The following is a 22,442-nucleotide window of genomic DNA, read 5'->3' on the forward strand; positions in this document are numbered from 1 at the left end:
CGTGGCTCAGGCCGGCGTGATGCAGTCGGACTCGCCCGCCACCGGCAGCGCGGTGTCGGCCGTGTCGGGCTCGGGACGCATGTGCGAGGCCAGCACGAACTGGTCGCGCCCCCGCTTCTTGGCCATGTAGAGCGCGCGGTCGGCATCGGCGAACAGCCCGCGCCAGAGCGCCTCGCGGCTGGACGCACCGCCTTGCAACTGGGCGATGCCGATGCTGACGCTGGCATGGCCGCAGCCCGGACCATCGCCGTCGGGCAGCGCGATGGCGCGCACCTTGCGCAGGATGCGGTTGGCGAGCGCCGTGGCCTGGTGTTCGTCGGTATGCGGGCAGAGGATGCAGAATTCCTCGCCGCCGTAGCGCGCGGCGATGTCGGAAGCGCGCCGCGAGTTGTCCAGCGCGGCGGCAATGTCGCGCAGGATCTGGTCGCCGGCGTGATGACCATGGCGATCGTTGACGCGCTTGAAATGATCGACGTCGATTACCAGGCACGACAGCGGGTCGCCGTCGCGCTGCCAGCGCGCCACCAGGCCGATGGCCGTCATGTCCAGCGCGCCGCGGTTGAGCAGGCCGGTCAGCGCGTCCAGCCGGGCGCCGCTTTCGTTGCGGGCGATGATCTGCTCCATCGCCATCAGGCTGAAGCCGAACAGGCCCAGCAGCACGGCCACCAGCGGCGCCAGCGGCCACACGGATGTACTGGTCTGGAGGAAGAACGGCGTGATCGCCAGCCCCTTGAACGCCGCGCCGTAGCTCAGCGCCGCCACCTGCGAGCCGAGCAGGACCAGGTGCGACGCCAGCACCAGCGGCCCGCCGATGCTGGTGCGGCCGCGGCGGCCCCGCAGCATCGTCACGATGGTGCTGAACGAGATCATCGCCAGCATGCCGTAGGCCACGCCGTGCAGCAGCAGCCGGGCGTCGGCCAGGCCGCTGACCAGCAGCAGCAACGCCAGCGTGGCCAAGCCAGTCACCCGCAGCGGCACCACGTGGTCGGCCAGCCCGTAGTAGACGCGCACGCCGCGATAGATCGTCAGCCGGCCTATCAGGTAGGCGCCGGCCCCCAGCGCCGCCAGATGCAGCGAGCCCTCGGCCGCGCTGGCCGCCACCACCAGCCCGGCACCCGACGCCACCACGTGCCCCACCGCCCATAGCCGGCCGGCAGCACTCGCGCGCAGCGCGAGCACCAGCCCCGCCGCCATGACCAGCGTGCTGGAGAACACCACCATCATGACGACCAGAATCGTCTGCTGAGCCAGGTGCACGGGAATCGGTTTCCTCTTAAAGCTACCGGGGGCGGCTGCCGTTATCCACGTTAACCCGCAAAGGGCAGGCCGCGAAAACGCCGGATTGAAACGAGGCAAAACACGCATCATAGCCCGCGCCGGCGCTGCGGCGCACCCCCGGCAAGCCGGGGGTGGCGGGTGGTGTGGTGGGGGTGGCTGTAGCCTGCAACGGTTGACGAACCGCTGTCTGGCTCCCCTCTCCCGCATTGCGGGAGAGGGGCTGGGGGAGAGGGTCAGCCGTTCATTCACGACCGGTCGGATTTTGTACCGCCAAGCCCTCTCCCCCGACCCCTCTCCCGCGCGCGGGAGAGGGGAGAAAGAAAATCAATCCTCCCCCCGCGCGCCCCTCCACCTCCGCCTCGCCCGGTACCACCTCCGGAAACCGGCCGCCCAGCGTGCGCGTCAGGGCGCGGGCGGCGTCCAGCACCTGCTGGCGGAAGGCGTTGCTGAAGCGGGGCGTGGGACAGGTCAGCGTCAGGGCGCCCTTCAGTTCGCCGTTGGGGCCGAAGACCGGGGCCGAGACGCCGGCGATATCGGGGCTGCGGTCGCCCACCAGCGCGATCACGCCTTCGTCGCGGATCTTCTGGTAGATCTCGCCACGGGCGCCGGCGAACGCGCGCAGCACGCGGCCGCCCGCGCCGCGGTTGCGTGGCAGCAGGTCGCCGGCGCGGATGTGGTCGCGCACCGGCTGGGGAGAATCCACGCGGTAGAGGCACAGCCGGTGCTCGCCCTGCTCGACGTGGAACGCGGCCGATTCCCGCGTCACCCGCACCAGTTCGCGCAGCGCCGGCATGACCACCTGCTCCAGCGAGAACGACGCCGCGTAGACCGCGTTGAGCCGGGCGATCTCGGCGCCCAGCGCATACCGGCCGTCGGCCAGCCGCTGGATCAGCCGCGCATGTTCCAGCGACGCCAGCAGCCGCAGCAGCGTGCTCTTGTACAGGCCGCTGCGCTGGGCCAGTTCGGCCAGGCCAAGTGACGTATCGCCCTCGCGGAACACGGACAGCACGAACAGCGCCCGGTCCACGGCCACGGCGCCTCCCTCGGCGGCGTGCTTGTCGGCTTCGGAGAGCTGGGCGGCTTTGCGTGGCATGGATGCAGGGATGGGCGGCAGGCCAATCGGAACGGGCGTCCACCGTATAGAACGGCCAAAGTGTTGTCAATCGGACCACCCGGCGGTATCGGGCGTACGCAAATTGCTGCATTGCCGTATCATGGCGCCTTCCGGGTTTTCCCTGAGTCGTCGTACAGGTTCGGCGATACCCCGGCCCACACAGCGCCCTCCGAATCACCCAATGTCCGCCCCCAGTTCCTTGCCGGCCACGCCGCCGCATGGCGAAGCCGAAACCGGCGACGTCACCCGCCGCATCCTTTCCGTCGTTGCCTTCAACTTCATTGCCTATCTGGCGGTGGGCCTGCCCATCGCGGTCGTGCCGGGGTTCGTCCACGGCGACCTGGGCTACAGCGCCGTGCTGGCGGGGCTGGCCGTCAGCATCCAGTACCTGGCCACGCTGTTGAGCCGGCCGTGGGCCGGCACGCTGTGCGACACGCAGGGCCCCAAGCGCTCGGTGCTGACCGGCCTGGCGCTGGTCACCGGCAGCGGCCTGCTGACGCTGGTGGCCGCGCTGTGCGCCGGCACGGACTGGATCGGGCTGGCGTGGCTGCTGGCGGCCCGGCTGATGCTCGGCGCCGGCGAGAGCCTGGTGACGACCGGCACGATTGCCTGGGGCATCGGCAGCGCCGGTGCGCGCCATACAGCCAAGGTGATTTCGTGGAACGGCATCACCACGTACGGCGCGCTGGCCGTGGGCGCGCCCGTGGGCGTGGTGCTGGCGCACTGGGGCGGGCTGGCCGCCATTGGCGTGGTGACCACGCTGGTGGCCGGCGCGGCGCTGCTGCTGGCGCGCCACCGCGCGCCGGTGCCGATCCTCAAGGGCGACCGCCTGCCCTTCCGCCGCGTGTTCCGCGCGATGACGCCGTTCGGGCTGTGCCTGGCGCTGGGGTCGGTCGGCTTTGGCGTGATCACCGCGTTCATCACGCTCTACTACGCCAGCCACGGCTGGCAGAACGCGGCGCTGGCGCTGACCGCGCTGGGCGTCTGCTTTGTGCTGACCCGGCTGGTCATGGCCGATGCCATCGGCAAGTTCGGCGGCTATCCCGTGGCGCTGGTGTCGTTCGCGGTGGAAGCGGCCGGGCTGGCGATCATCTGGATGGCTCACGCGCCGTGGCAGGCGCTGGCCGGCGCGGCCGTGGTGGGCTTCGGCTTCTCGCTGGTGTTCCCGGCGCTGGGCATGGAGGCCGTCAAGCGCGTGCCAGCCACCAACCGTGGTTCGGCGCTGGGCGCCTATGCGCTGTTCCTGGACTTCGCGCTAGGCCTGACCGGCCCCGTGGCCGGCTTCATCGCCAAGCAGGGCGGCTATCCAACCGTCTACCTGTTCGCCGCGCTCAGCGCGGTGCTGGCGCTGGGGCTGAGCCAGGTGCTGGCCGCCCGCTACCGGGCCCGGCTGGCCCCGGTGGCCTGACTACTCCCGCGTGCAGCAGTACGCTTCGGTGCTGTACGGAAAGGCCACCACGTCGCGGCCCCGCAGCGCCGGGTCGGTGTCGATGACTGCCTGCAGGCGGGCGCGGACGGCGTCCTGCTCGGCGGCCGGCAGCGAAGCGATGAAGCTGACCGACATCACGCGGTCGACAATGACCTGCGCCGGGGCGCCGGTGTGGGTGTACGGAAAGCGCGCCAGCGCCAGCGGACCGAAGCCCGGCGCCGGAAACACCCGCTTCCAGTCACCCTTGTAGAAGCGCGGCGCGTCGCCCTCGTAGGGCGTCATGATGGCCGTCAGCGCCGCCACCCATGGCGTGGTTTCGTCGCGCACGCTCCAGATCAGGCCCAGCCGGCCGCCCGGCTTGAGCACGCGATGGATTTCCCGCATCGCGGCGGCGTTGGCGAACCAGTGGAACGCCTGCGCGCAGACCACGGCGTCGACGCTGGCGTCGGCCAGCGGCATCGATTCGGCGCTGCCGGCCAGGGCGCGGACGTCGGGCAGGCGGGCGGAAAGCTGGGCGCGCATGGCGTCCACCGGTTCCACCGCCACGACGCTAGCGCCCGATGGCACCAGCAGCCGTGTGAACTTGCCGGTGCCGGCGCCCAGGTCGACCACGGTGGCGCCGGGCGCCACGCCCAGCGTGTCGCGCAGCCAGTGGCCCAGCGCTTCGGGATAGTCGGGACGCCCGCGGGCGTAGGTGTCGGCCTGGGTCGAGAAACCCTGGGCCGCGGCAGGATGGATTGTCGTCATGGCCCGTCACGATACGCCGGGCGCATGGCATCGACAAGGCGCGCCGCAGCAACCTGGGGCTTCCGCGTCAGTGCTGCTGGCCCCAGCGGCGCACGGTCACGCGCTCCAGCGTGACGAACACCAGCCCTTCCACGGCCAGCCCGATCAGGATCACCGTCGCCAGCCCCGCGAACACGCGGTCCGTGTAGAGCTCGTTGCGGTTCTGGAAGATGTACCAGCCCAGCCCGCCCTTGCCGGACGACGCGCCGAACACCAGTTCCGCCGCGATCAGCGTGCGCCACGCGAACGCCCAGCCGATCTTCAGCCCGGACAGGATGGCCGGCAGCGCGGCCGGCACCAGGATCAGCACCACGTAGCGCAGCCCGCGCAGGCCATAGTTGCGCCCGGCCATGCGCAGCGTCTCGGGCACGCCCCGAAACCCGGCGTACGTGTTCAGCGCCAGCGGCCAGAGCACCGAATGGATCAGCACGAAGACCAGGCTCTTGGTGCCCAGCCCGAACCACAGCAGCGCCAGCGGCAGCAGCGCGATGGCCGGCAGCGGGTTGAACATCGCCGTCAGCGTGTCCAGCAGGTCGCGGCCGGCGCGCGTGGACACGGCCAGCGTGGTCAGCACGAACGCCAGCGCCACGCCGGCCGCGTAGCCTTGCAGCAGGATCGACAGCGACACCAGCGCCTTGCCGGGCAGCTCGCCACTGACGATGGCGTCGGCAAACGCGCGCGCGGTCGACAGGAAGGTCGGCAGCAGCAGGTCGTTGTCCTGGATGCGGGCGATGATCTCCCACGCCAGCGCCAGCAGCGCCAGGATCACGGCCTTGCGCAGCCACCCCTGCTGCCACAGCCGGCGCGGCCAGGGCAGCGCGCGCGACACCGGCACGGCGGTAAACGGTTCGAGCGCCCGTTCGTACTCCGGACGCAGTGCGGGATGAGCGGTGGTCATGATCCGTGCCTCGCATTGGGGATGGCAACGGCCGGCGCGGCATCGGCCGGCGTCTCGAACAGCATCGCGTGGATGCGCTGCGCCGCCAGCTGGAATTCGGCGCTGCCCTGGCTGGCCAGCGTGAACTGGTGGCTGTTCAGCTCGGCGCGCACGCGGCCCGGATGCGGCGACAGCAGCAGGATGCGGCTGCCAACCACCAGCGCTTCCTCGATCGAATGAGTCACGAACAGCAGCGTGAACGCGGCATCGTCCCACAGCGCCAGCAGTTCTTCCTGCATGCGCCGCCGCGTCAGCGCGTCCAGCGCCGCGAACGGCTCGTCCATCAGCAGCACCTTGGGCCGCATGGCCAGCGCCCGGGCAATGGCCACGCGCTGCTTCATGCCGCCCGACAGCGTGTGCGGAAAGGCATCGGCAAACGCGGCCAGCCCGACCTTGTCCAGGTAGTGCATGGCGACGTCCGCCGCCTCCGCCTTCGACAAGCCACGCGCCTGCCGCAGCGGGAACATCACGTTCTGCCGCACCGTCTTCCACGGCGGCAACTGGTCGAACTCCTGGAACACGACGATGCGGTCCGGCCCAGGCGCCTGCACGCGGCGGCCGTCGAGCCGGATCTCGCCCTCGGCGGCGGGCACGAACCCGGCCACGGCCTTCAGCAGCGTCGACTTGCCGCAGCCGGACGGCCCCAGCAGCACGAAGCGGTCGGCCGCATGGACGTCGAAGCTGACCTGGTGCGTGGCCCGTACCACGCGCTGCGGCGTGCGGTATTCCAGCGATACGTGGTCGACTTCCAGCAGCGGCTGCGGCTGGGGCACGACGCGCAGGCGCGTGCCGGCGGGATGGGCCTCGGCCATGTCAGCTCCCCTGCGCGGTGGCGGCATCCTGGAAGAAGTAGTCCTGCCAGGACTTCGGCTGGTTCTTGATGGCGCCCACGCGGTGCATGAACGCGGCCAGCGGGAATGTGTTCTGCGGCGTGATCTTGAACTGCACCTGCGGGTTCCTGAGCACCTTGACCAGCAGCGCACGGTCGATCCTGGCCTTGTTCACGCGGATATACAGGTCGGCGGCGGCCTCGGGGTTTTTGGTCGCAAACGCGGCGGCCTCGGCCAGCGCGTCGACGAAGGCGCGGTAGGTCTTGGGGTTGTCGTTGCGGAATTTCTCGGTGGCGTAGAGCACGGTGGCCGAGCTGGGCCCGCCAAGCACGTCGTACGAATTCAGCACGATATGCGCGTTCGGGTTGCCGGCCAGCTCTTGCTCCTGGAACGGTGGATTGCCGAAATGGCCCGTGATTTCCGTGCCGCCGGCGATGATCGCCGCCGCGGCATCGGGGTGCGGCACGGCCACGGTCCACTTGTCGAGCCGGTTGAATTCCTTGTCGCCCCACTGCTTGGCCGCCGCCAGTTGCAGCACGCGCGACTGCACCGACACGGTCACGGCCGGCAGCGCGATGCGGTCCTTGTCGGTGAAGTCGGCAATCGACTTCACCTTGGGATTGTTCGAGACCAGGTAGTACGGGAAGTTGCCCAGCGACGCCACGCCCTTGACGTTCTGGCGGCCGTGCGTGCGGTCCCACAGCGTCAGCAGCGGGCCCACGCCGGCGCCGGCGATGTCGATGGCGCCCGACAGCAGCGCGTCGTTGACGGCCGCGCCGCCCGACAGCTGCGTCCATTCCACCTGGATATCGACGCCCTGCTGCTTGCCGTGCTTCTCGATCAGTTGCTGGTCGCGCGCCACGTTGAGCAGCAGGTACACCACGCCGAACTGCTCGGCGATGCGGATGCGCCCCTCCGCGTGCGCGGTGCCGGACAGCGCCAGGCCGGCGGTCAGCACGGCCAGCGTGGCGCGGCGCGAAAAGGTGGTGGCAAGGGCAATCAGGGACATGCGAAAGGCTCCGGGGACGCGGGATGGAAGAGTGGAAGACGGGCGGGCGAAGATCAGAACGGCGTGTCGCCCTCGATCGTCGTGCGGTACATCACGCGGCGCAGGTGGTCCGGCGTGCCGCCGGCCAGGTGCAGCAGCGAGCGGTTATCCCAGAAGACCAGGTCGTGCGCGCGCCAGTGGTGGCGGTAGACGTACCGGGGCTGCACGCTGTGCGCGAACAGTTCGTCCAGTAGCGCGCGGCTTTCCGCTTCGGGCAGGCCGACGATCCGCGTCGTGAAATGCTCGCTCACGAACAGCGCCTTGCGGCCCGTTTCAGGATGCGTCCGCACCACGGGATGCACCACGGGCCGGACCTGCGCGATCTGCTCGGGCGTCAGGTTGGGCCGCCACGGGCTGCGCTGCTGCAGTTCGGCGTAGCGCGCCAGATACGTGTGCTCGGCGGTCAGCCCTTCGACCCGGCGCTTCAGCGCGTCGGGCAGGCCGTCGTACGCGGCGTGCATGTTGGCGAACAGCGTGTCGCCGCCCTCGGCCGGCAGTTCGATGGCGTGGAGCAGCGAGCCGAGGCTCGGCTTTTCCTTGTACGACAGGTCCGAGTGCCAGAAATGGCCCGCATCGCCCAGCCCGATTGGCTTGCCGTCGCGCAGCACGTTCGACACGATCAGGATCTCGGGATGGTTGGCAAGCTGAAACTGGTGCAGCACGTGGATCTGCAGCGGCCCGAAGCGGCGGCTGAACGCAATCTGCTGGTCTGGCGTGATGCGCTGGTCGCGGAACACCACCACGTGGTGGTCCAGGTGCGCGCGATGGATGCGGCGGAAGTCATCGTCGGACAACGGCTGGCTCAGGTCCAGCCCGACGACTTCGGCACCCAGCGCGGCACCCAGCGGGCGAATCTCGAAATCCTGGCGGGTGGCTACGGCAACGGTCATGGCGGAATCGGCTCCTGGGGGCAAGCACAAGCCTTGCACTGTAGGGACGCGCGGCACCGCAGACAACGAACAAAAAAGCGGGGCGATATGCGGGGAGCGCATATGGGCGCCGTGCTGCTGGAGCCTCGGCCGTCCCCACCCCGTGCGCCACCGCACACCCCCTCCCCGGATTCCTGCCCTATAGTCGAAGGCAGCAGCGTCCACAAGATGCTGCGCCGCACAGGACACAGCGAACCACAAGGGGACCACCACATGGGCACTGTTGCGCGCTTTGACATTGGATTTACCCGCTACCTCTCCCCCGAGGGCAGCCCTGCCCCCGACCTTCCCGACTTTGCCCGCGACCCGGCCGCGCTGCTGCCGCTCTATCGCGCCATGGTGCTCACCCGGCAGTTCGACCTGAAGGCCATCGCGATGCAGCGCACGGGCCAGATCGGCACGTTTGCGTCGGCGCTGGGGCAGGAGGCGATTGGCGTGGGCGTGGCGATGGCGATGCGGGCGGACGACGTGCTGATCCCGTCGTACCGCGACCACGCCGCGCAGTTCGTGCGTGGCGTCACGATGACCGAGAGCCTGCTGTACTGGGGCGGCGACGAGCGCGGCAGCGGCTTTGCGGCGGTGCCGCACGACTTTGGCAACTGCGTGCCGATTGGCACCCAGGTGGGCCATGCGGCCGGCGTGGCCTATGCGTTCAAGCTGCGCCAGCAGCCGCGCGTGGCCGTTTGCATCATCGGCGACGGCGGCACGTCGAACGGCGCGTTCTACGAAGGCATGAACATGGCCGGCGCGTGGCAGGTGCCGCTGGTCATCGTCATCAACAACAACCAGTGGGCCATCTCGATGCCGCGCGCGCGGCAGACGGCGGCGGCCACGCTGGCGCAGAAGGCCATCGCGGCCGGCATTCCCGGCGAACAGGTGGACGGCAACGACGTGATCGCCGTGCGCGAGCGCGCGGGCGCGGCCATCGAACGGGCGCGCGACGGCGCGGGGCCGGCGCTGATCGAGGCCGTCACGTACCGGCTGGGCGACCACACCACGGCCGACGACGCGTCGCGCTACCGCGACGAGGCCACCGTCAAGGAAGCCTGGCGACAGGAGCCGATCAAGCGGCTGCGCGACTACCTGGCCAGCGTGGGCGCGTGGGATGCCGCGCGCGAGGAGGCGCTGGTGCGCGAGACCCAGGCGGCCGTCGGTGCGGCGGTGCAGGCGTACCTGGACCTGCCCCACCCCGACGTCACAGCGATGTTCGATTGCCTGTACGAGACGCTGCCGGCCGCGCTGGCCGACCAACTCGATACCGCCCGGCGCTACGCTGCCCCCGCCACGGAGACCGATCATGGCTGAACTCCATCTCGTGGAAGCGGTGAACCTGGCGCTGGCCCACGCGCTGGCGCACGACCCCGACGTGGTGCTGCTGGGCGAGGACATCGGCGTCAACGGCGGCGTGTTCCGCTCGACGGTCGGCCTGCAGGCGCGCTTTGGCGAGGCGCGCGTCATCGACACGCCGCTGGCCGAAGGCGGCATCGTTGGCGCGGCCATCGGCATGGCGGCCATGGGTCTCAAGCCCGTGGCCGAGATCCAGTTCGCGGGCTTCATCTACCCGGCCATCGACAACATCCTGAACCACGCCGGCCACCTGCGCCACCGCACGCGCGGGCGGCTGACCTGTCCGCTGGTGGTGCGCGCGCCCAGCGGCGCCGGCATCCACGCGCCCGAACATCACTCCGAAAGCCCCGAGGCGCTGTTCGCGCATATCCCCGGCCTGCGCGTGGTCATGCCGTCGTCGCCGGCGCGGGCCTACGGGCTGCTGCTGGCCGCGATCCGCGACCCCGACCCGGTGATCTTCTTCGAGCCGACGCGGCTCTACCGGCTGTTCCGGCAGGAGGTGGCCGACGACGGCGCGGCACTGCCGCTGGACGCATGCTTCACGCTGCGCGAAGGCAGCGACATCACGCTGGTCAGCTGGGGCGCCATGGTGCAGGAGACGCTGGCCGCCGCGGACCAGCTGGCCGACGACGGCATCTCGGCCGCCGTCATCGACGTGGCGACGCTGAAGCCGCTGGACATGGAGACCATCTTCGAATCGGTGGCGCAGAGCGGCCGCTGCGTGATCGTGCACGAGGCGCCGCGCACGGCCGGCGTGGGCGCCGAGATTGCCGCGAACCTGGCCGATGCCGGGCTCTACTCGCTCAGCGCGCCGGTGCAGCGCGTGACCGGCTACGACACCGTGGTGCCGCTGGCGCGGCTGGAGCACAGCTACCTGCCGTCCGTGGCGCAGATCGTGGACGCGGCGCGGCGCGCGCTGGACGCGGCGTAGGCCCGCTCGGGAACCAGCCAGGAACACCGGAGACGACAGGAGACGACCATGCGGATCTTCAAGCTGCCCGACCTGGGCGAAGGGTTGCAGGAGGCCGAGATCGTGACGTGGCACGTGAAGCCCGGCGACGCCATCGACGCCGACCAGCCGCTGTTGTCGGTGGAGACCGCCAAGGCCATCGTCGAGATTCCGTCGCCGTTCGGCGGGCGCGTGGAAAAGCTGTTCGCCCGGCCCGGCGACATCGTCCACCTGGGCGCGCCGCTGGTGGGCTTCGAGGGCGCGGGCGCGTCGGAGGATGCGGGCACGGTCGTGGGCGCCGTCAAGGTGGGCACGCACGTGGTGCGCGAGGACACGGCCCGCGTGGGCGCCGCCGGCATCCACGGCGGCCACGGCCTGCGCGCCACGCCGGCGGTGCGGGCGCTGGCGCGCAAGCTGTCGGTCGATCTGGCGATGGTCACGCCGTCGGGCCGCGACGGCGTGATCACGGCCACCGATGTGCAGCGCGTGGCCACCACGCTGTCCGAACTGGGTCCGGCCGAGGTGGTCCGCGGCGTGCGGCGCGCGATGGCGCAGAACATGGCGCGCGCGCAGAGCGAGGTGGCGGCGGCCACGGTCATGGACGATGCCGACCTGCACGCATGGCAGACCGTGGGAACCACCGCCGCCGGCCACGACGTGACGATCCGGCTGGTGCGCGCGCTGGTGGCCGGCGTGCGCGCCGAGCCGGCGCTGAACGCGTGGTACGAGGGGCGCACCGGCCATCGGCACCTGCTGGAACGGATCGACGTCGGCATCGCGGCGGACCTGCCCGAGGGGCTGTTCGTGCCGGTGCTGCGCAACGTCGGCAAGCGCGACGCGGCCGACCTGCGCGCCGGGCTGGAACGGATGCGCGCCGACATCAAGGCGCGCACCATCGCGCCCGAGGAGATGCGTGGCAACACCATCACGCTGTCGAACTTCGGCATGATCGCCGGCCGCTATGCCGCGCCCATCGTGGTGCCGCCCACCGTGGCGATCCTGGGCGCCGGCCGCATCCGCGACGAGGTGGTGGCCGCCGGCGGCGTGCCGGCCGTGCACCGCGTGATGCCGCTGTCGCTGACGTTCGACCACCGCGTGGTCACGGGCGGCGAGGCCGCGCGCTTTCTGCGTGCCGTGATCGCCGACCTGGAGCGGCCCGACTGAGGGAGTGACGAACGCGCTACCGGCGCCGCCCTCGGCCATCGGGCGGACGTGCAATGTCCGCCGCAGTTCCTATACTGGATGGCCGGACCGATCGACAACCGCAACCCATCCAAGGAGCCTGACCATGGCCATCCGCATTGGCGAGACCGCCCCGGACTTCACCGCCGAAACCACCGAGGGCCCGATCCACTTCCACGAATGGATCGGCGACAGCTGGGCGATCCTGTTCTCGCACCCCAAGGACTTCACGCCGGTCTGCACCACCGAACTGGGCTACATGGCGCGGCTCAAGCCCGAATTCGACAAGCGCAACACCAAGGTCATCGGGCTGTCCATCGACCCCGTGGGCGACCACTCGCGCTGGGCCAAGGACATCGAGGAGACCCAGGGCACCGCCGTGAACTTCCCGATGATCGGCGACCACGACCTGACCGTGGCCAAGCTCTACGACATGATCCACCCCGAGGCCAGCGGCAGCGGCCCGCGCACGGCCGTGGACAACGCCACGATCCGCTCGGTGTTCTGGATCGGCCCGGACAAGAAGATCAAGGCGATGCTGGTCTACCCGATGAGCGCCGGCCGCAATTTCGACGAGGTGCTGCGGCTGCTGGACTCCCTGCAGCTCAACGCCAAGCACACGGTAGCCACGCCGGTCAACTGGAAGCCGGGCGACGACGTGATCATCCCGACCTCGGTGTCCGACGAGGACGCAAAGAAGAAGTATCCGGAAGGATTCAAGACGCTCAAGCCGTACCTGCGCACGGTGGCCCAGCCGAAGTAGCCGCGCGGCTAACTGGTTTGAGTTAAGCCTTCTGGCGCGTGGAACTATCCACAGGTTGCGTGGATAATCGCCCTCTTGACAGCCCGCAAACCCGCGCCAGCCCTCACAGGAGCTGGCGTGCCTTTTTTTTGGGCAAAGCCGGTTCAGGGGGTTTTGTTGCGTGCGACGGGGTTTTGTGCGGGGGTGGGGGTGGCGTTGCCTGTGGCAGGACGCAGGGTTTTGCTCCCCTCTGCCGCCGGCGGGAGAGGAGTTGGGGATGAGGGCCAACGGTCCAGTTCTCGACCGGTCGGCAAGCAGAGCCTCCATGCCCTCTCCCCCGGCCCCTCTCCCGCGTCGCGGGAGAGGGGGAGACAACCATCGGTAACTCAATACATCCCGATCACGGGTGCCGCGCCAGCACGCCGCGGATCGTGTCGGCCAGGTCCTTGGCCAGGAACTTCGACACGTAGGCGTCGGCGCCGACCTTGCGCACGTGTTCCTCGCTGGCCTCGCCCGACAGCGACGAGTGGATGACCACGGGCAGCGACTTGAGCCGCGCGTCGGCCTTGATCTTGCGCGTCAGCGTGAAGCCGTCCATCTCGGGCATTTCCAGGTCGGTCAGCACCAGCGACACCTCGTCGCGGATCGACCTGCCCTGGCTTGCGGCCAGGTCGGCGATCTCGCCCAGCATGTCCCACGCTTCCTGGCCGGTCTTGGTCATCACCACGGGCACGCCCATGGCCTTGAGGCCGTTCTCGATCAGGCCGCGCGCCAGGGCGGAGTCGTCGGCGCACAGGATCTTGGTGCCGGGGCGCAGGCTGAGCTGCGGGCCCACGGTGGCCGGGTCCACGTCGGGCTGGCGCGTGGGCAGCACGTCGCGCAGGATCTGCTCCACGTCCAGCACCTGCACCAGGCGCGGGTTGTCGCCGCCGGCGTCGAGCTTGGCGATGCTGGTCACCAGCCCGCCCTTGACGCTGTTCTCGGCCGAGATCACCTGGCTCCAGTCCAGCCGCACGATTTCCTCCACGGCCTCGACGGCAAAGCCTTGCGTCGAGCGCGCGTATTCGGTCACGAGCATGATGTTCAGGCCCGACTTCGGCTTGCATTCCAGCAGGCGCGGCAGGTCGATGACCGGAATCACCTGCCCGCGGATGTCCGCCATGCCCAGGATCGCCGGCTCGGCGCCCACCACCGACGTCACCGACGGCATGACCAGGATTTCCCGGACCTTGAAAACGTTGATGCCGAACAGTTCGGACTGTCCGCTGTGCGTCGCGTCGCCAAGTCGGAACAACAGCAACTCGAACTGGTTGTTGTTGGTCAGATTGGTGCGCTCGTCGATGTCTCTCATCGCGCTGGTCATGCTGGGGCTCCGCTGGCTCGCTGTGTGGATATGAGGGTTGCCAAAGGGCTATCGGCCGCCCGGCCGTGACCTTTAGCGCGGCGTGGCCCGTGTGACCGATGCATGGCCCCGGCGGCCCACCGAGGGAAATCCCTGAGGCGCCGCAGGCACCGCATTACCGTGGATATTCGGCGCCGGGCATGTTCCGCATCCGGGCCCGATGATGACCCGGCAGGACGCCTCGCCTACCTTTGAGCCCGCTGGAACCGGCCCGCCAGAGGCCCGGACCGGCGCCCCGGCCTCACTGGCCGGACACCGAGGAAAGAGACACCCGCACCCCTTGCCCGATGCCGACGGGAACTCCGCCCTCACACCCCGGAACCACGTGAGACGAGGCTGACGCCCGATCCGTACGCGGACGCGCGCAGCGCCCCAGCAAGGAGACAGACCATGATCGAACAGCCCTATCCGTCCGTCACGGACGTGGACGCCGCGCCCCCGGCCAGCGGCCGGATCGACCAGTATTTCGGCATTACCGCGCGCGGCAGCACGCAGCGCCGCGAGGTGGTGGCCGGCGTCACCACGTTCATGGCGATGGTCTACGCCGTGTTCGTGGTGCCCGGCATGCTCGGCAAGGCCGGCTTCGACACCAGCGCCGTGTTCGTGGCCGTATGCCTGACCACCGCGTTCGGGTCGCTGCTGATGGGCCTGTGGGCGCGCCTGCCCATCGCCATCGGCTGCGCCATCTCGCTGACCGCGTTCATGGCGTTCGGGCTCGTGCTGGGCCAGAAGCTGTCGCCGGCGGTGGCGCTGGGCGCCGTGTTCCTGATGGGCGTGGTCTTCACGGCCATCTCGGTCACGGGCGTGCGCTCGTGGATCCTGCGCAACCTGCCCGCCGGCGTGGCGCACGGTGCCGGCATCGGCATCGGGCTGTTCCTGCTGCTGATTGCCTCGAACGAGGTGGGGCTGGTGGTCAAGAACACCGCGCCGGGCCTGCCGGTGGCGCTGGGCCATATCACGTCGTTCCCGGTGATGATGTCGGTGCTGGGCCTGGCCGCGATCTTCGGCCTGGAGCGCCGCCGCGTACCGGGCGGCATCCTGCTCGTGATCGTCGGCATCTCCGCGCTGGGGCTGGTGTTCGATCCGGCCGTCAAGTTCACGGGCGTGTTCGCGCTGCCGTCGCTGTCCGCGCCGGGCCAGACGTCGCTGATCGGCGCGATGGACGTGCGCGGCGCGCTGTCGGCCGCCGTGCTGCCCAGCGTGCTGGCACTGGTCATGACCGCCGTGTTCGACGCCACGGGCACCATCCGCGCCGTGGCCGGACAGGCCAACCAGCTCGACGCCACGGGCCGCATCCACAACGGCGGCCGCGCGCTGACCGCCGATTCTGTCAGCTCGATCTTCTCCGCGTTCTTCGGCGGCGCCCCGGCGGCGGCCTATATCGAATCCACTGTCGGCGTCGCGGCCGGCGCCCGCACGGGCCTGGCCGCCGTGACCGTCGGCGTGCTGTTCCTGGCCGTGATGTTCTTCTCGCCGCTGGCCGGGCTGGTGCCGTCGTACGCCACGGCGCCGGCGCTGATGTACGTGGGCCTGCTGATGCTGTCGAGCGTGTCGCGCCTGCACATGGACGACCTTGTCGATTCCTTGGCCGGCCTGGTCTGCGCGGTATTCATCGTGCTGACCTGCAATATCGTCACCGGCATCATGCTTGGCTTCTGCACGCTGGTGATCGGCCGCATCGTCGCCGGTGAATGGCGCAAGCTCAATGTCGGCACGGTAGCCATTGCGGTGGCGCTCGCCGCGTTCTATGCCGGCGGCTGGGCCATCTGACGGCATCGCATTTTCCGTAAAACACGGTCCGCCAATATCGACCGGCACACCGAAATTCCGCCCCTGCCACGGGCGGCACCGATGTCTCCTCCACCTGGGATGACCGGTGGATTTGCCAGCCCTCGGGTACTTTCCCCCGGGGGCTTTTTTTATTGGCACGAGCTGCCGTGGCCCGGCCAAATATATCCGCGCCCGGGTGCCAAAACCTGTCAAAAATACCAGCGTCGCCAATCGTGCAAAGCGCGGCGGCGTCCCGGCAAATTTCGGAATCCGCTGAATGGCGAGTCGGACGACCACCGATTTGTTTATCGCGATTGCGGCGGCAGATTCTCGATTATCCGGCGATTCGAGGTTGCCTCGCCTTGCCGATTGTGGTTAGGATGCGAGCCAGCGCGACAAATGCCGGATAGCGCCAGATTCCGCCGGACAATCCCATAACTGGTCATTGCGATACCGTTTTTCCGCAAATCGGTTAGCGGGCCTTATGCGAATTGGCGTTTGAATGCGTGCTTTTCGCGATAATTCTTGTAATATTTTTGTTATGCGGACCCGTTTGCAGTGTCACGCAACGGCCGCCAATCTGAACGGGGATCCAAAAATGCCGACATACAAGCAACTGCTGGCCGAAAAAGAAGCGCTGGAAGCCAAGCTCAGCGAAGTGCGTGCCAATGAAGTGGCCGGCGTGATCGAACAGATTCGCAAGCTGATGGCCGATTATGATCTCAGCGTCGAGGACATCGCGCCCAAGCGCCGCCGTGGCCGTCCGGCCGGCACCGGTGCCGCGCGCAAGACCGCGTCGGCGCTGCCGCCGAAGTATCGCGATCCCAAGACGGGCAAGACGTGGTCGGGCCGTGGCCGCGCGCCGGCCTGGCTGGGCAAGCGCCCCGAGCGCTTCCTGATCGAACAGGCCTGACCCACCCCTCCCCTGGTCCGGCCGCCCGGCCGGCCGCCATCGCCCGCGCGCCCTAGCGCGCTTCGCACAGGTACTCGGGCCGCAGGGCCCGGAAACCCTGCTGCGAAGGTTCCGGTACCACCGTCGCACCACCATCGGCCGTCGGCCTCAACTGCAACACGCGCGCCGCGCATTGCGTGGCGGCATCGTCGCGGGTGTAACGGATTTCATATTGCTGGTTCACTTGCGGGATGAACGACACCCCGGCCGCGCAGCGGGCGTCGTCGGCCGGCGGCGCGGCGTACGACGTCACCGCGATAAAGATCCGCTTGCCCGGCACCACCTTGCGCTCACGCGTGCGCGACGGCGGCTCCGGCGCGATGCCCGCCATGTCCAGCGTCGAGTCGCGCCCCATCGCCGCCAGTTGCTTGCCGGTGCCGGCCAGTACCAGCGGCCGCGGCGACGGACACCGGGCAGGGTCCAGCACGCTGAACGTGGTCCGGTCGTCGGTGCTGGTCATCAGTCTCACGCTGGCGTACGGCGCATCGGACGGCACGCGGTAGTACGACACGCAGCCACCCAGCGCGACGGCCATGGCCAGGGCGGACGGCACGGCAGCAAACGGAATCCTGCGCATAGCGGGCACGAAGCGGACAGTTGGACGAGGTTGGTGCCACAGCATGGCGACATCGGGCCAGGCCGGACGTGCGCCGGGCCACGTTGAGGATATCCACAGCTTCTGTGGATATCCTGCCGGCCCGATCCGCCGGGGGCCTGTCGGTGCGGTATCGCACCGGACTGCCCAAGAATTAGGCAGCCGGCCCTGCCCCGTTCGCTCCCGATCCCCGGCAGATCCCCTGCCCGCCGCGCGGCCGTAACTAGGCAATGTAGGTCAGGATCGCGGCGAACCCAAGGCCGGCGTACCGGGCGGCGCATCGCGCCAGCGCTCGGCCAGGAAGTCGACGAACGCCCGCACCCGGGCCGGCACCAGCCGGCGCTGCGGCATGACGGCGTAGATGCCGTTGGCGGCGATGGTATAGTCCGGCATCACCCGCACGAGCCGGCCCGCCCGCAGATCGTCGCAGACATGCCATGTGGAATGCATGGCAATCCCGAAACCGGCCAGCGCCGCGTCCGACAGCAGTTCCCCCGTATTGGCCTCCACGCGCCCCCGCACGCGCACCGCGATTTCCCCGCCCTTGCCGTCCTCGAACCGCCAGACATCGGCCCGGCCCTGCGCGCCCACCAGCACCAGGCACTGATGCCGCGCCAGATCGGCCGGCGTCCGCGGCATGCCATGCGCGCGCAGGTAGTCGGGCGATGCGCACAGCAGCCGCTGATTGTCGGCCAGCTTGCGCGCCACCAGCGTGGAGTCGTCCAGCGAGCCGATGCGGATGGCCAGGTCGAAGCCGCTGCTGACCACGTCCAGCACGCGGTCGTCCAGGTTGACGCTGACATGGACGTCTGGATACCGGCGCAGGAATTCGGTCAGCAGCGGTGACACGTACTGCCGCCCGAATGACGCCGAGGTCGTCAGCCGCAGCGTGCCCGAGATGCCGCTGCCCGCCTGGCGCAGCGACCCGGCCAGCGCCTCCAGGTCTTCCACCAGCGGCCGCCCCTGCTCGGCCAGCACCGCGCCCTCGGGCGTGGCATGCAGCCGGCGCGTGGTGCGATGCAGTAGCCGGACGCCCAGTTCGCGTTCCAGCCGTTGCAGCCGCTGGCTGGCCACCGCCACCGAAATGTCCAGGCTGCGCGCCGCCGCGCTGATCGATCCCAGGTCCAGCACCCGCAGGAACAGCCCGATGTCACCGATGCGATCCATGATTCTCAACGATTGATTGAAACTGATTCTCGATATTGCCCGTTTTTCGAAGAATCAGAAAGGCCGAGACTGGCGGCCTGCTCCGCTCCTCCAGCCGGCGCCGTGCTCGCCGGTCCACCTTTTTTGCGAGAACCGACCATGACCGCCCCCGTTCCACCCGTTTCCACCCCCGCCACCGGCGCCCCGCCCGCGCGGATGCCGGCCGCCCTCTACGCGCTGACTGCCGGCTCGTTCGGCATCGGCTGCGCCGAATTCGTGATCATGGGCCTGCTGCTGCAGGTGGCGTCAGACCTGGGCGTGACCATCGCGTCCGCCGGCATGCTGGTGTCAGGCTACGCGCTCGGCGTGTTCGCCGGCGCGCCGGTCCTGACCCTGCTGACGCGCCGCATGCCGCGCAAGGCCGTGCTGCTGGGACTGATGATGGTCTACACGGTCGGCAACGCCGCGTGCGCGCTGGCGCCCGACTACACCACGCTGATGGTGGCGCGCGTGGTCACGTCGCTCACGCACGGCACGTTCTTTGGCGTGGGCGCCGTGGTGGCCACCGGCCTCGTGCCGGCCAACCGCCGCGCGTCGGCCATCTCGGTGATGTTCTCGGGCCTGACGCTGGCCACGCTGCTCGGCATGCCGGCCGGGGCCTGGCTGGGGCTGCATTTTGGCTGGCGCGCCACGTTCTGGGCCATGACCGCCATCGGGCTCGTGTCGCTGACGGTGATCGCGCTGCTGGTGCACGGCAGCCGCGACGACAGCGCGCCGGTGCGGCTGGTCGACGAACTGAAGACCATCGGCCGCCCGCAGGTGCTGCTGGGCCTGCTGATGACCGTGCTGCAGGCGCTGGGCACGTTCGCCGTCATCACCTATATCCAGCCGATGCTCACGCGCGTGACCGGCTTCGGCGAGGCCGCCGTGTCGCCCATCCTGCTGCTGTTCGGCGGCGGCATGATCATCGGCAACATCCTCGGCGGCCGCATGGCGGACCGCCACCCCACCGGCGCGCTGCTGGGTGCGGTGGCCGCGCTGACCGTGGTGCTGGCCGCGATGACGCTGTCGCTGCACAGCCATGTGGGCGTGGTGATCTTTGTGGGCGTGCTGGGCATCGCCGCGTTCTCGACCGTCTCGCCGCTGCAGCTGCGCGTGCTGCGCCATGCGCAGGGCGCCGGCCAGAACCTGGCGTCGAGCTTCAACATCGCCGCGTTCAATCTTGGCAACGGGCTGGGGGCGTGGCTGGGCGGCGTGGTCGTCGACCACGGCCCGGGCCTGCCGGCGCTGCCGTGGGTGGCCGCGCTGGCGCCGCTGGCGGCGCTGGGCATCGCGCTGCTGGCCGTGCGGCTGGAACGCCGGGCGGCCAGCGCGGGCGGCGCCTACCATCTCGACCCGGCTTGATGGCGGTCAACGAGGCCGCTGCCGATCTTGACGATGATGATGCCCGCATATTGCGGGCGTGCTCCGGTCCGTCGCAACACATGGCGCCTGCGCATCGACCCTGTGCCCAACCCACGCACTCCGATTGCCCCACACGCTCGCCATGCCCGTTGCCGACCTCGACGAATTCGCCCTCTACAACCGCATCCAGGACCATTTCCCGCTCGACGCGCGCCCGTACCAGAGCGCCGGCGAGCCGTTCAACCTGTCCGAACACACGCTGCTGAGCCTGCTTGCCCGCGACCTGGGCAACGGCCGCATCAGCCGCATCGGCGCCGTCTTCGCGCCGAACACCATTGGCGCCACGACGGTGGCCGCCCTGTCGATCCCGCAGGCCCGGATGGAGCACGCGGTCGACCGCATCAACCTCGATCCCGACATCAGCCAGAGCCATGCGCGCGAAGGCCACCGCTACAACCTCTGGTTCGTGGCCGGCGCGCGCGACCGTGGCACGCTGGACGGCGTGCTGGCGCGGATTGCCGCCGACCTGGGCCAGCGCCCCGTGGACCTGCCGCTCGAACGCGAATACCGGGCCGACCTGGGCCTGCCGCTCGGCGCCGGCCGGGGCGGCCGCCGCGTGCCCGCGCAGCCGCCGCTGATCCTGAGCCCGCCCGAGCCGCCCATCCTCGACGAGGCCGACTGGCGGCTGGCGGCGGCGCTCGAAGCCGGCCTGGCGCTGACGCCCCACCCCTACCACGCCCTCACGCGCCGCGCCGGGCTGCCGCTGTCCGATACGCTCGCGCGGCTGGCGCGCTGGCGCAGCGCGGGCGTGATCCGCCGCTTCGGCGCGATCCTGCGGCACCGTCCGTTCGGCTATACCCATAACGTGATGTGTGTCTGGAATGTGCCCGACGCGCGCGTGGATGCGGTCGGCATGCGGCTGGCCCATGTGCCGCACGTCAGCATGTGTTTCCGGCGCGCGCGGCGGCTGCCGCTGTGGCAGTACAACCTGTTCGCGATGATCCACGCGCGCAGCGCCAGCGAGCTGAATGCCACGCTGGCGCGCTTTGACGCCGTCGGCGGCCTGGCCGACGCGCCGCGCGCCGTGCTGCGGGCCAGCCACTGCTTCAAGCAGCGCGGCACGCGCTACGGCGGGGCGCTGCCCGAGTTCTGAATCAGGCGCCGCGCGGCTCGGGGAACAGCAGCGCCAGCCGCTGCGCCATCGCCCCCAGCCATTCGGGCCGTGGCGCGGCATCGAGCCAGTACTTGACTTCGAGCCCCAGCGTCGTGTCGCCCCGTATCGACAGCCGACGCTGGAAGAACAGCGTGTCGGTGTCGGCATCGCCGCTGATCAGCCGCAGGTAGCTCAGCGCGCCCGCGTGCAGCGTCAGGTCGGTCTCCCGATCGTCGAACGGCCCCGGCAGGAACCGGCCGTTGGCGCAGTGAAATCGCACCGCCAGGCCGATGTCGTCCACGGTCAGCGAGAACGTCCGGCCATCGAGCGCGGCTGGCGGCGCCAGCCAGCCGGCCCGGCGCATCGCTTCGAGCGCCACCACCAGCGGCGCGGCGCGCAGCGGGGCGGGCAGGTGGCGATGTACGCGCGTCGCCAGCGATTGCAGGATCGTCATGCCAGCGCTCCTTGTCCGGCCTCTTGTTCGGTGTGCGACAGCCACCGGATGCCCGGCGCGCCGCTCCAGTAGCCATTGCTCGGCAACGCCCCGGCCGGGCTCACGCTGGCCGGGGCCGCCTCGCGCGCACCGCGGCGGATGGCGTCGAGATGGGCGATGACATCGAACGTGCCCGAGGCGTGCGGGCTGATCCGCAGGTAGCCGATGCCCGCCGCGGCCATCCGCGACGCCTGCGCGCACAGGTCCAGGCACGTGGCCGACTGCGTCTGGATGCCATTGAGCGTGAAGAACGCCTGGCCCTCGCCCGTGTCGGCCACCAGGCCATCGGGATAGTCCATGCAGCGGAACTCGCACGCGTCCTTGCGCAGCCGATGGTGCCGCGCCGTGAAGCAGCGCGCCGAGAACGCCAGCGGCATGCGGCCCCAGACCATCGCCTCCAGATCCATTCCGCCCGGCCGGGCCGCAGCCAGCGCCGCCATCGTGTCGCCATCCATCTCCACCGGTACCGTGCAGCCCGTGGCGCCCAGTTGCGCCAGCCAGGCCAGCGTGCCGGCGTGGTAGACGTTCAGGTGCGGCCCGCCGATGAACGGCCGGCCCGCCATGTTCTGCACGGCGCCCAGGTCGTTGGCCTCGACCAGATAGTCGTCCTGCGCGCAAACCCGGCGCATCACGGCGATGTCGCTGTCCGATTCCACGAGCACCGGCGTGGACAGCACCACCTGCTTGCCGGCGTCGCGCAGCATGCCGGCCACGTCGAGCCAGTCGGCCAGCCGCATCTCGTGGCGGCGCGTGCACACGGCCTCGCCCAGGTAGACGCGGTCCACGGCGGTGTCGGCGACCGACGCATAGAACTGCAGCACGGTCGCGCGCGGCCAGTAGTAGAGCAGCGGGCCGAGCGCAAGCCGGCACGCCGGGGCCGTCGGGGCCGGATTCGTGGAAAGGGGGGTAGCCATGGTGGATGTGGGCGGAAGGTGCAGCGTGGGGGGATTCGGGAA

Annotated in this window: 21 protein-coding genes; 9 read left to right on the forward strand and 12 right to left on the reverse strand. The window is 69.9% G+C overall.

The annotated features are described in order from the left end of the window. Positions 1-6: 6 nt before the first annotated feature. Positions 7-1,257 carry a diguanylate cyclase gene (locus tag EPAKOI_RS21505; protein WP_423193617.1) on the reverse strand — a complete coding sequence of 417 codons (1,251 nt, stop codon included), beginning with the start codon at positions 1,255-1,257 and terminating at the stop codon, positions 7-9. A gap of 262 nt (positions 1,258-1,519) precedes the next feature. Further along, the gene (locus EPAKOI_RS21510; RefSeq protein ID WP_423193618.1) at positions 1,520-2,371 is read right to left on the reverse strand and encodes an IclR family transcriptional regulator; all 852 of its coding nucleotides are present in this window, start codon (positions 2,369-2,371) and stop codon (positions 1,520-1,522) included. A gap of 202 nt (positions 2,372-2,573) precedes the next feature. Between EPAKOI_RS21510 and EPAKOI_RS21515 the strand changes: the two genes are divergently transcribed. Beyond that, positions 2,574-3,800: an MFS transporter gene (locus EPAKOI_RS21515; protein WP_423193619.1), complete on the forward strand. Its 1,227-nt coding sequence runs from the start codon at positions 2,574-2,576 to the stop codon at positions 3,798-3,800. Here the strand turns inward: EPAKOI_RS21515 and EPAKOI_RS21520 are convergent, their stop codons facing one another. The 5 genes from EPAKOI_RS21520 to EPAKOI_RS21540 all read right to left on the reverse strand — a co-directional run bounded on the left by EPAKOI_RS21520 (position 3,801) and on the right by EPAKOI_RS21540 (position 8,312). Beyond that, entirely contained in the window at positions 3,801-4,568 is a 768-nt protein-coding gene (locus tag EPAKOI_RS21520; RefSeq protein ID WP_423193620.1) for a methyltransferase domain-containing protein, read from the reverse strand. It lies immediately after the preceding gene. 67 nt (positions 4,569-4,635) lie between these two features. Continuing rightward, positions 4,636-5,505, reverse strand: coding sequence for an ABC transporter permease (locus EPAKOI_RS21525; protein WP_423193621.1), 870 nt, complete (start codon positions 5,503-5,505; stop codon positions 4,636-4,638). Then, positions 5,502-6,356, reverse strand: coding sequence for an ABC transporter ATP-binding protein (locus EPAKOI_RS21530; protein ID WP_423193622.1), 855 nt, complete (start codon positions 6,354-6,356; stop codon positions 5,502-5,504). Before EPAKOI_RS21530 ends, EPAKOI_RS21525 begins: the two co-directional genes overlap by 4 nt. A 1-nt stretch (position 6,357) precedes the next feature. After that, the gene (locus EPAKOI_RS21535; RefSeq protein ID WP_423193623.1) at positions 6,358-7,383 is read right to left on the reverse strand and encodes an ABC transporter substrate-binding protein; all 1,026 of its coding nucleotides are present in this window, start codon (positions 7,381-7,383) and stop codon (positions 6,358-6,360) included. 53 nt (positions 7,384-7,436) lie between these two features. Then, complete coding sequence (locus tag EPAKOI_RS21540) at positions 7,437-8,312, reverse strand: TauD/TfdA dioxygenase family protein (protein WP_423193624.1); 876 nt, start codon at positions 8,310-8,312, stop codon at positions 7,437-7,439. Positions 8,313-8,564: 252 nt separating this feature from the next. On the opposite strand from EPAKOI_RS21540, the gene pdhA reads away from it, so the two are divergent. From pdhA to EPAKOI_RS21560, 4 genes are all read left to right on the forward strand, one after another. Then, on the forward strand, positions 8,565-9,656 hold the full coding sequence (pdhA, locus tag EPAKOI_RS21545) for a pyruvate dehydrogenase (acetyl-transferring) E1 component subunit alpha (RefSeq protein ID WP_124686271.1): 1,092 nt from the start codon (positions 8,565-8,567) through the stop codon (positions 9,654-9,656). After that, positions 9,649-10,629 carry an alpha-ketoacid dehydrogenase subunit beta gene (locus EPAKOI_RS21550; RefSeq protein WP_423193625.1) on the forward strand — a complete coding sequence of 327 codons (981 nt, stop codon included), beginning with the start codon at positions 9,649-9,651 and terminating at the stop codon, positions 10,627-10,629. The genes pdhA and EPAKOI_RS21550 overlap by 8 nt, the downstream gene beginning before the upstream one ends. Before the next feature lie 48 nt (positions 10,630-10,677). After that, positions 10,678-11,811, forward strand: coding sequence for a dihydrolipoamide acetyltransferase family protein (locus EPAKOI_RS21555; protein ID WP_124686269.1), 1,134 nt, complete (start codon positions 10,678-10,680; stop codon positions 11,809-11,811). Positions 11,812-11,935: 124 nt separating this feature from the next. Continuing rightward, positions 11,936-12,592 carry a peroxiredoxin gene (locus EPAKOI_RS21560; protein ID WP_124686268.1) on the forward strand — a complete coding sequence of 219 codons (657 nt, stop codon included), beginning with the start codon at positions 11,936-11,938 and terminating at the stop codon, positions 12,590-12,592. Positions 12,593-12,971: 379 nt separating this feature from the next. Here EPAKOI_RS21560 and EPAKOI_RS21565 read toward each other — a convergent pair whose 3' ends face one another. After that, complete coding sequence (locus EPAKOI_RS21565) at positions 12,972-13,934, reverse strand: chemotaxis protein (protein WP_124686267.1); 963 nt, start codon at positions 13,932-13,934, stop codon at positions 12,972-12,974. A gap of 429 nt (positions 13,935-14,363) precedes the next feature. Between EPAKOI_RS21565 and EPAKOI_RS21570 the strand changes: the two genes are divergently transcribed. Both EPAKOI_RS21570 and EPAKOI_RS21575 read left to right on the forward strand, forming a co-directional pair. After that, on the forward strand, positions 14,364-15,743 hold the full coding sequence (locus tag EPAKOI_RS21570) for an NCS2 family permease (protein ID WP_423193626.1): 1,380 nt from the start codon (positions 14,364-14,366) through the stop codon (positions 15,741-15,743). A gap of 598 nt (positions 15,744-16,341) precedes the next feature. Continuing rightward, a complete protein-coding gene (locus EPAKOI_RS21575) occupies positions 16,342-16,656 on the forward strand; it encodes an H-NS histone family protein (protein ID WP_124686265.1) in 315 nt (104 codons plus the stop codon). A 52-nt stretch (positions 16,657-16,708) separates the two neighbouring features. Here the strand turns inward: EPAKOI_RS21575 and EPAKOI_RS21580 are convergent, their stop codons facing one another. Together EPAKOI_RS21580 and EPAKOI_RS21585 are read right to left on the reverse strand one after the other, a co-directional pair. Then, complete coding sequence (locus EPAKOI_RS21580; protein ID WP_423193627.1) at positions 16,709-17,248, reverse strand: hypothetical protein; 540 nt, start codon at positions 17,246-17,248, stop codon at positions 16,709-16,711. A gap of 279 nt (positions 17,249-17,527) precedes the next feature. Next, positions 17,528-18,457, reverse strand: a complete 930-nt coding sequence (locus EPAKOI_RS21585) for a LysR family transcriptional regulator (protein ID WP_423193628.1) — start codon at positions 18,455-18,457, stop codon at positions 17,528-17,530. Positions 18,458-18,595: 138 nt separating this feature from the next. Here EPAKOI_RS21585 and EPAKOI_RS21590 point away from each other — a divergent pair, with 138 nt between their 5' ends. Continuing rightward, positions 18,596-19,840 (forward strand): MFS transporter, encoded by a 1,245-nt coding sequence (locus tag EPAKOI_RS21590; protein ID WP_423193629.1) that lies wholly within the window; start codon positions 18,596-18,598, stop codon positions 19,838-19,840. A gap of 142 nt (positions 19,841-19,982) precedes the next feature. Further along, entirely contained in the window at positions 19,983-20,993 is a 1,011-nt protein-coding gene (locus tag EPAKOI_RS21595) for an Lrp/AsnC family transcriptional regulator (RefSeq protein ID WP_124686262.1), read from the forward strand. A 1-nt stretch (position 20,994) separates the two neighbouring features. On the opposite strand, the gene ubiT is transcribed toward EPAKOI_RS21595, so the two are convergent. Continuing rightward, positions 20,995-21,447, reverse strand: a complete 453-nt coding sequence (ubiT, locus tag EPAKOI_RS21600) for a ubiquinone anaerobic biosynthesis accessory factor UbiT (protein WP_423193630.1) — start codon at positions 21,445-21,447, stop codon at positions 20,995-20,997. Further along, positions 21,444-22,400 (reverse strand): U32 family peptidase, encoded by a 957-nt coding sequence (locus tag EPAKOI_RS21605; RefSeq protein WP_423193631.1) that lies wholly within the window; start codon positions 22,398-22,400, stop codon positions 21,444-21,446. Before EPAKOI_RS21605 ends, ubiT begins: the two co-directional genes overlap by 4 nt. Between the last annotated feature and the right edge of the window lie 42 nt (positions 22,401-22,442).

Origin of the sequence: Cupriavidus sp. H18C2 (assembly GCF_049393795.1) — a bacterium.
GTDB lineage: Bacteria > Pseudomonadota > Gammaproteobacteria > Burkholderiales > Burkholderiaceae > Cupriavidus > Cupriavidus pauculus_C.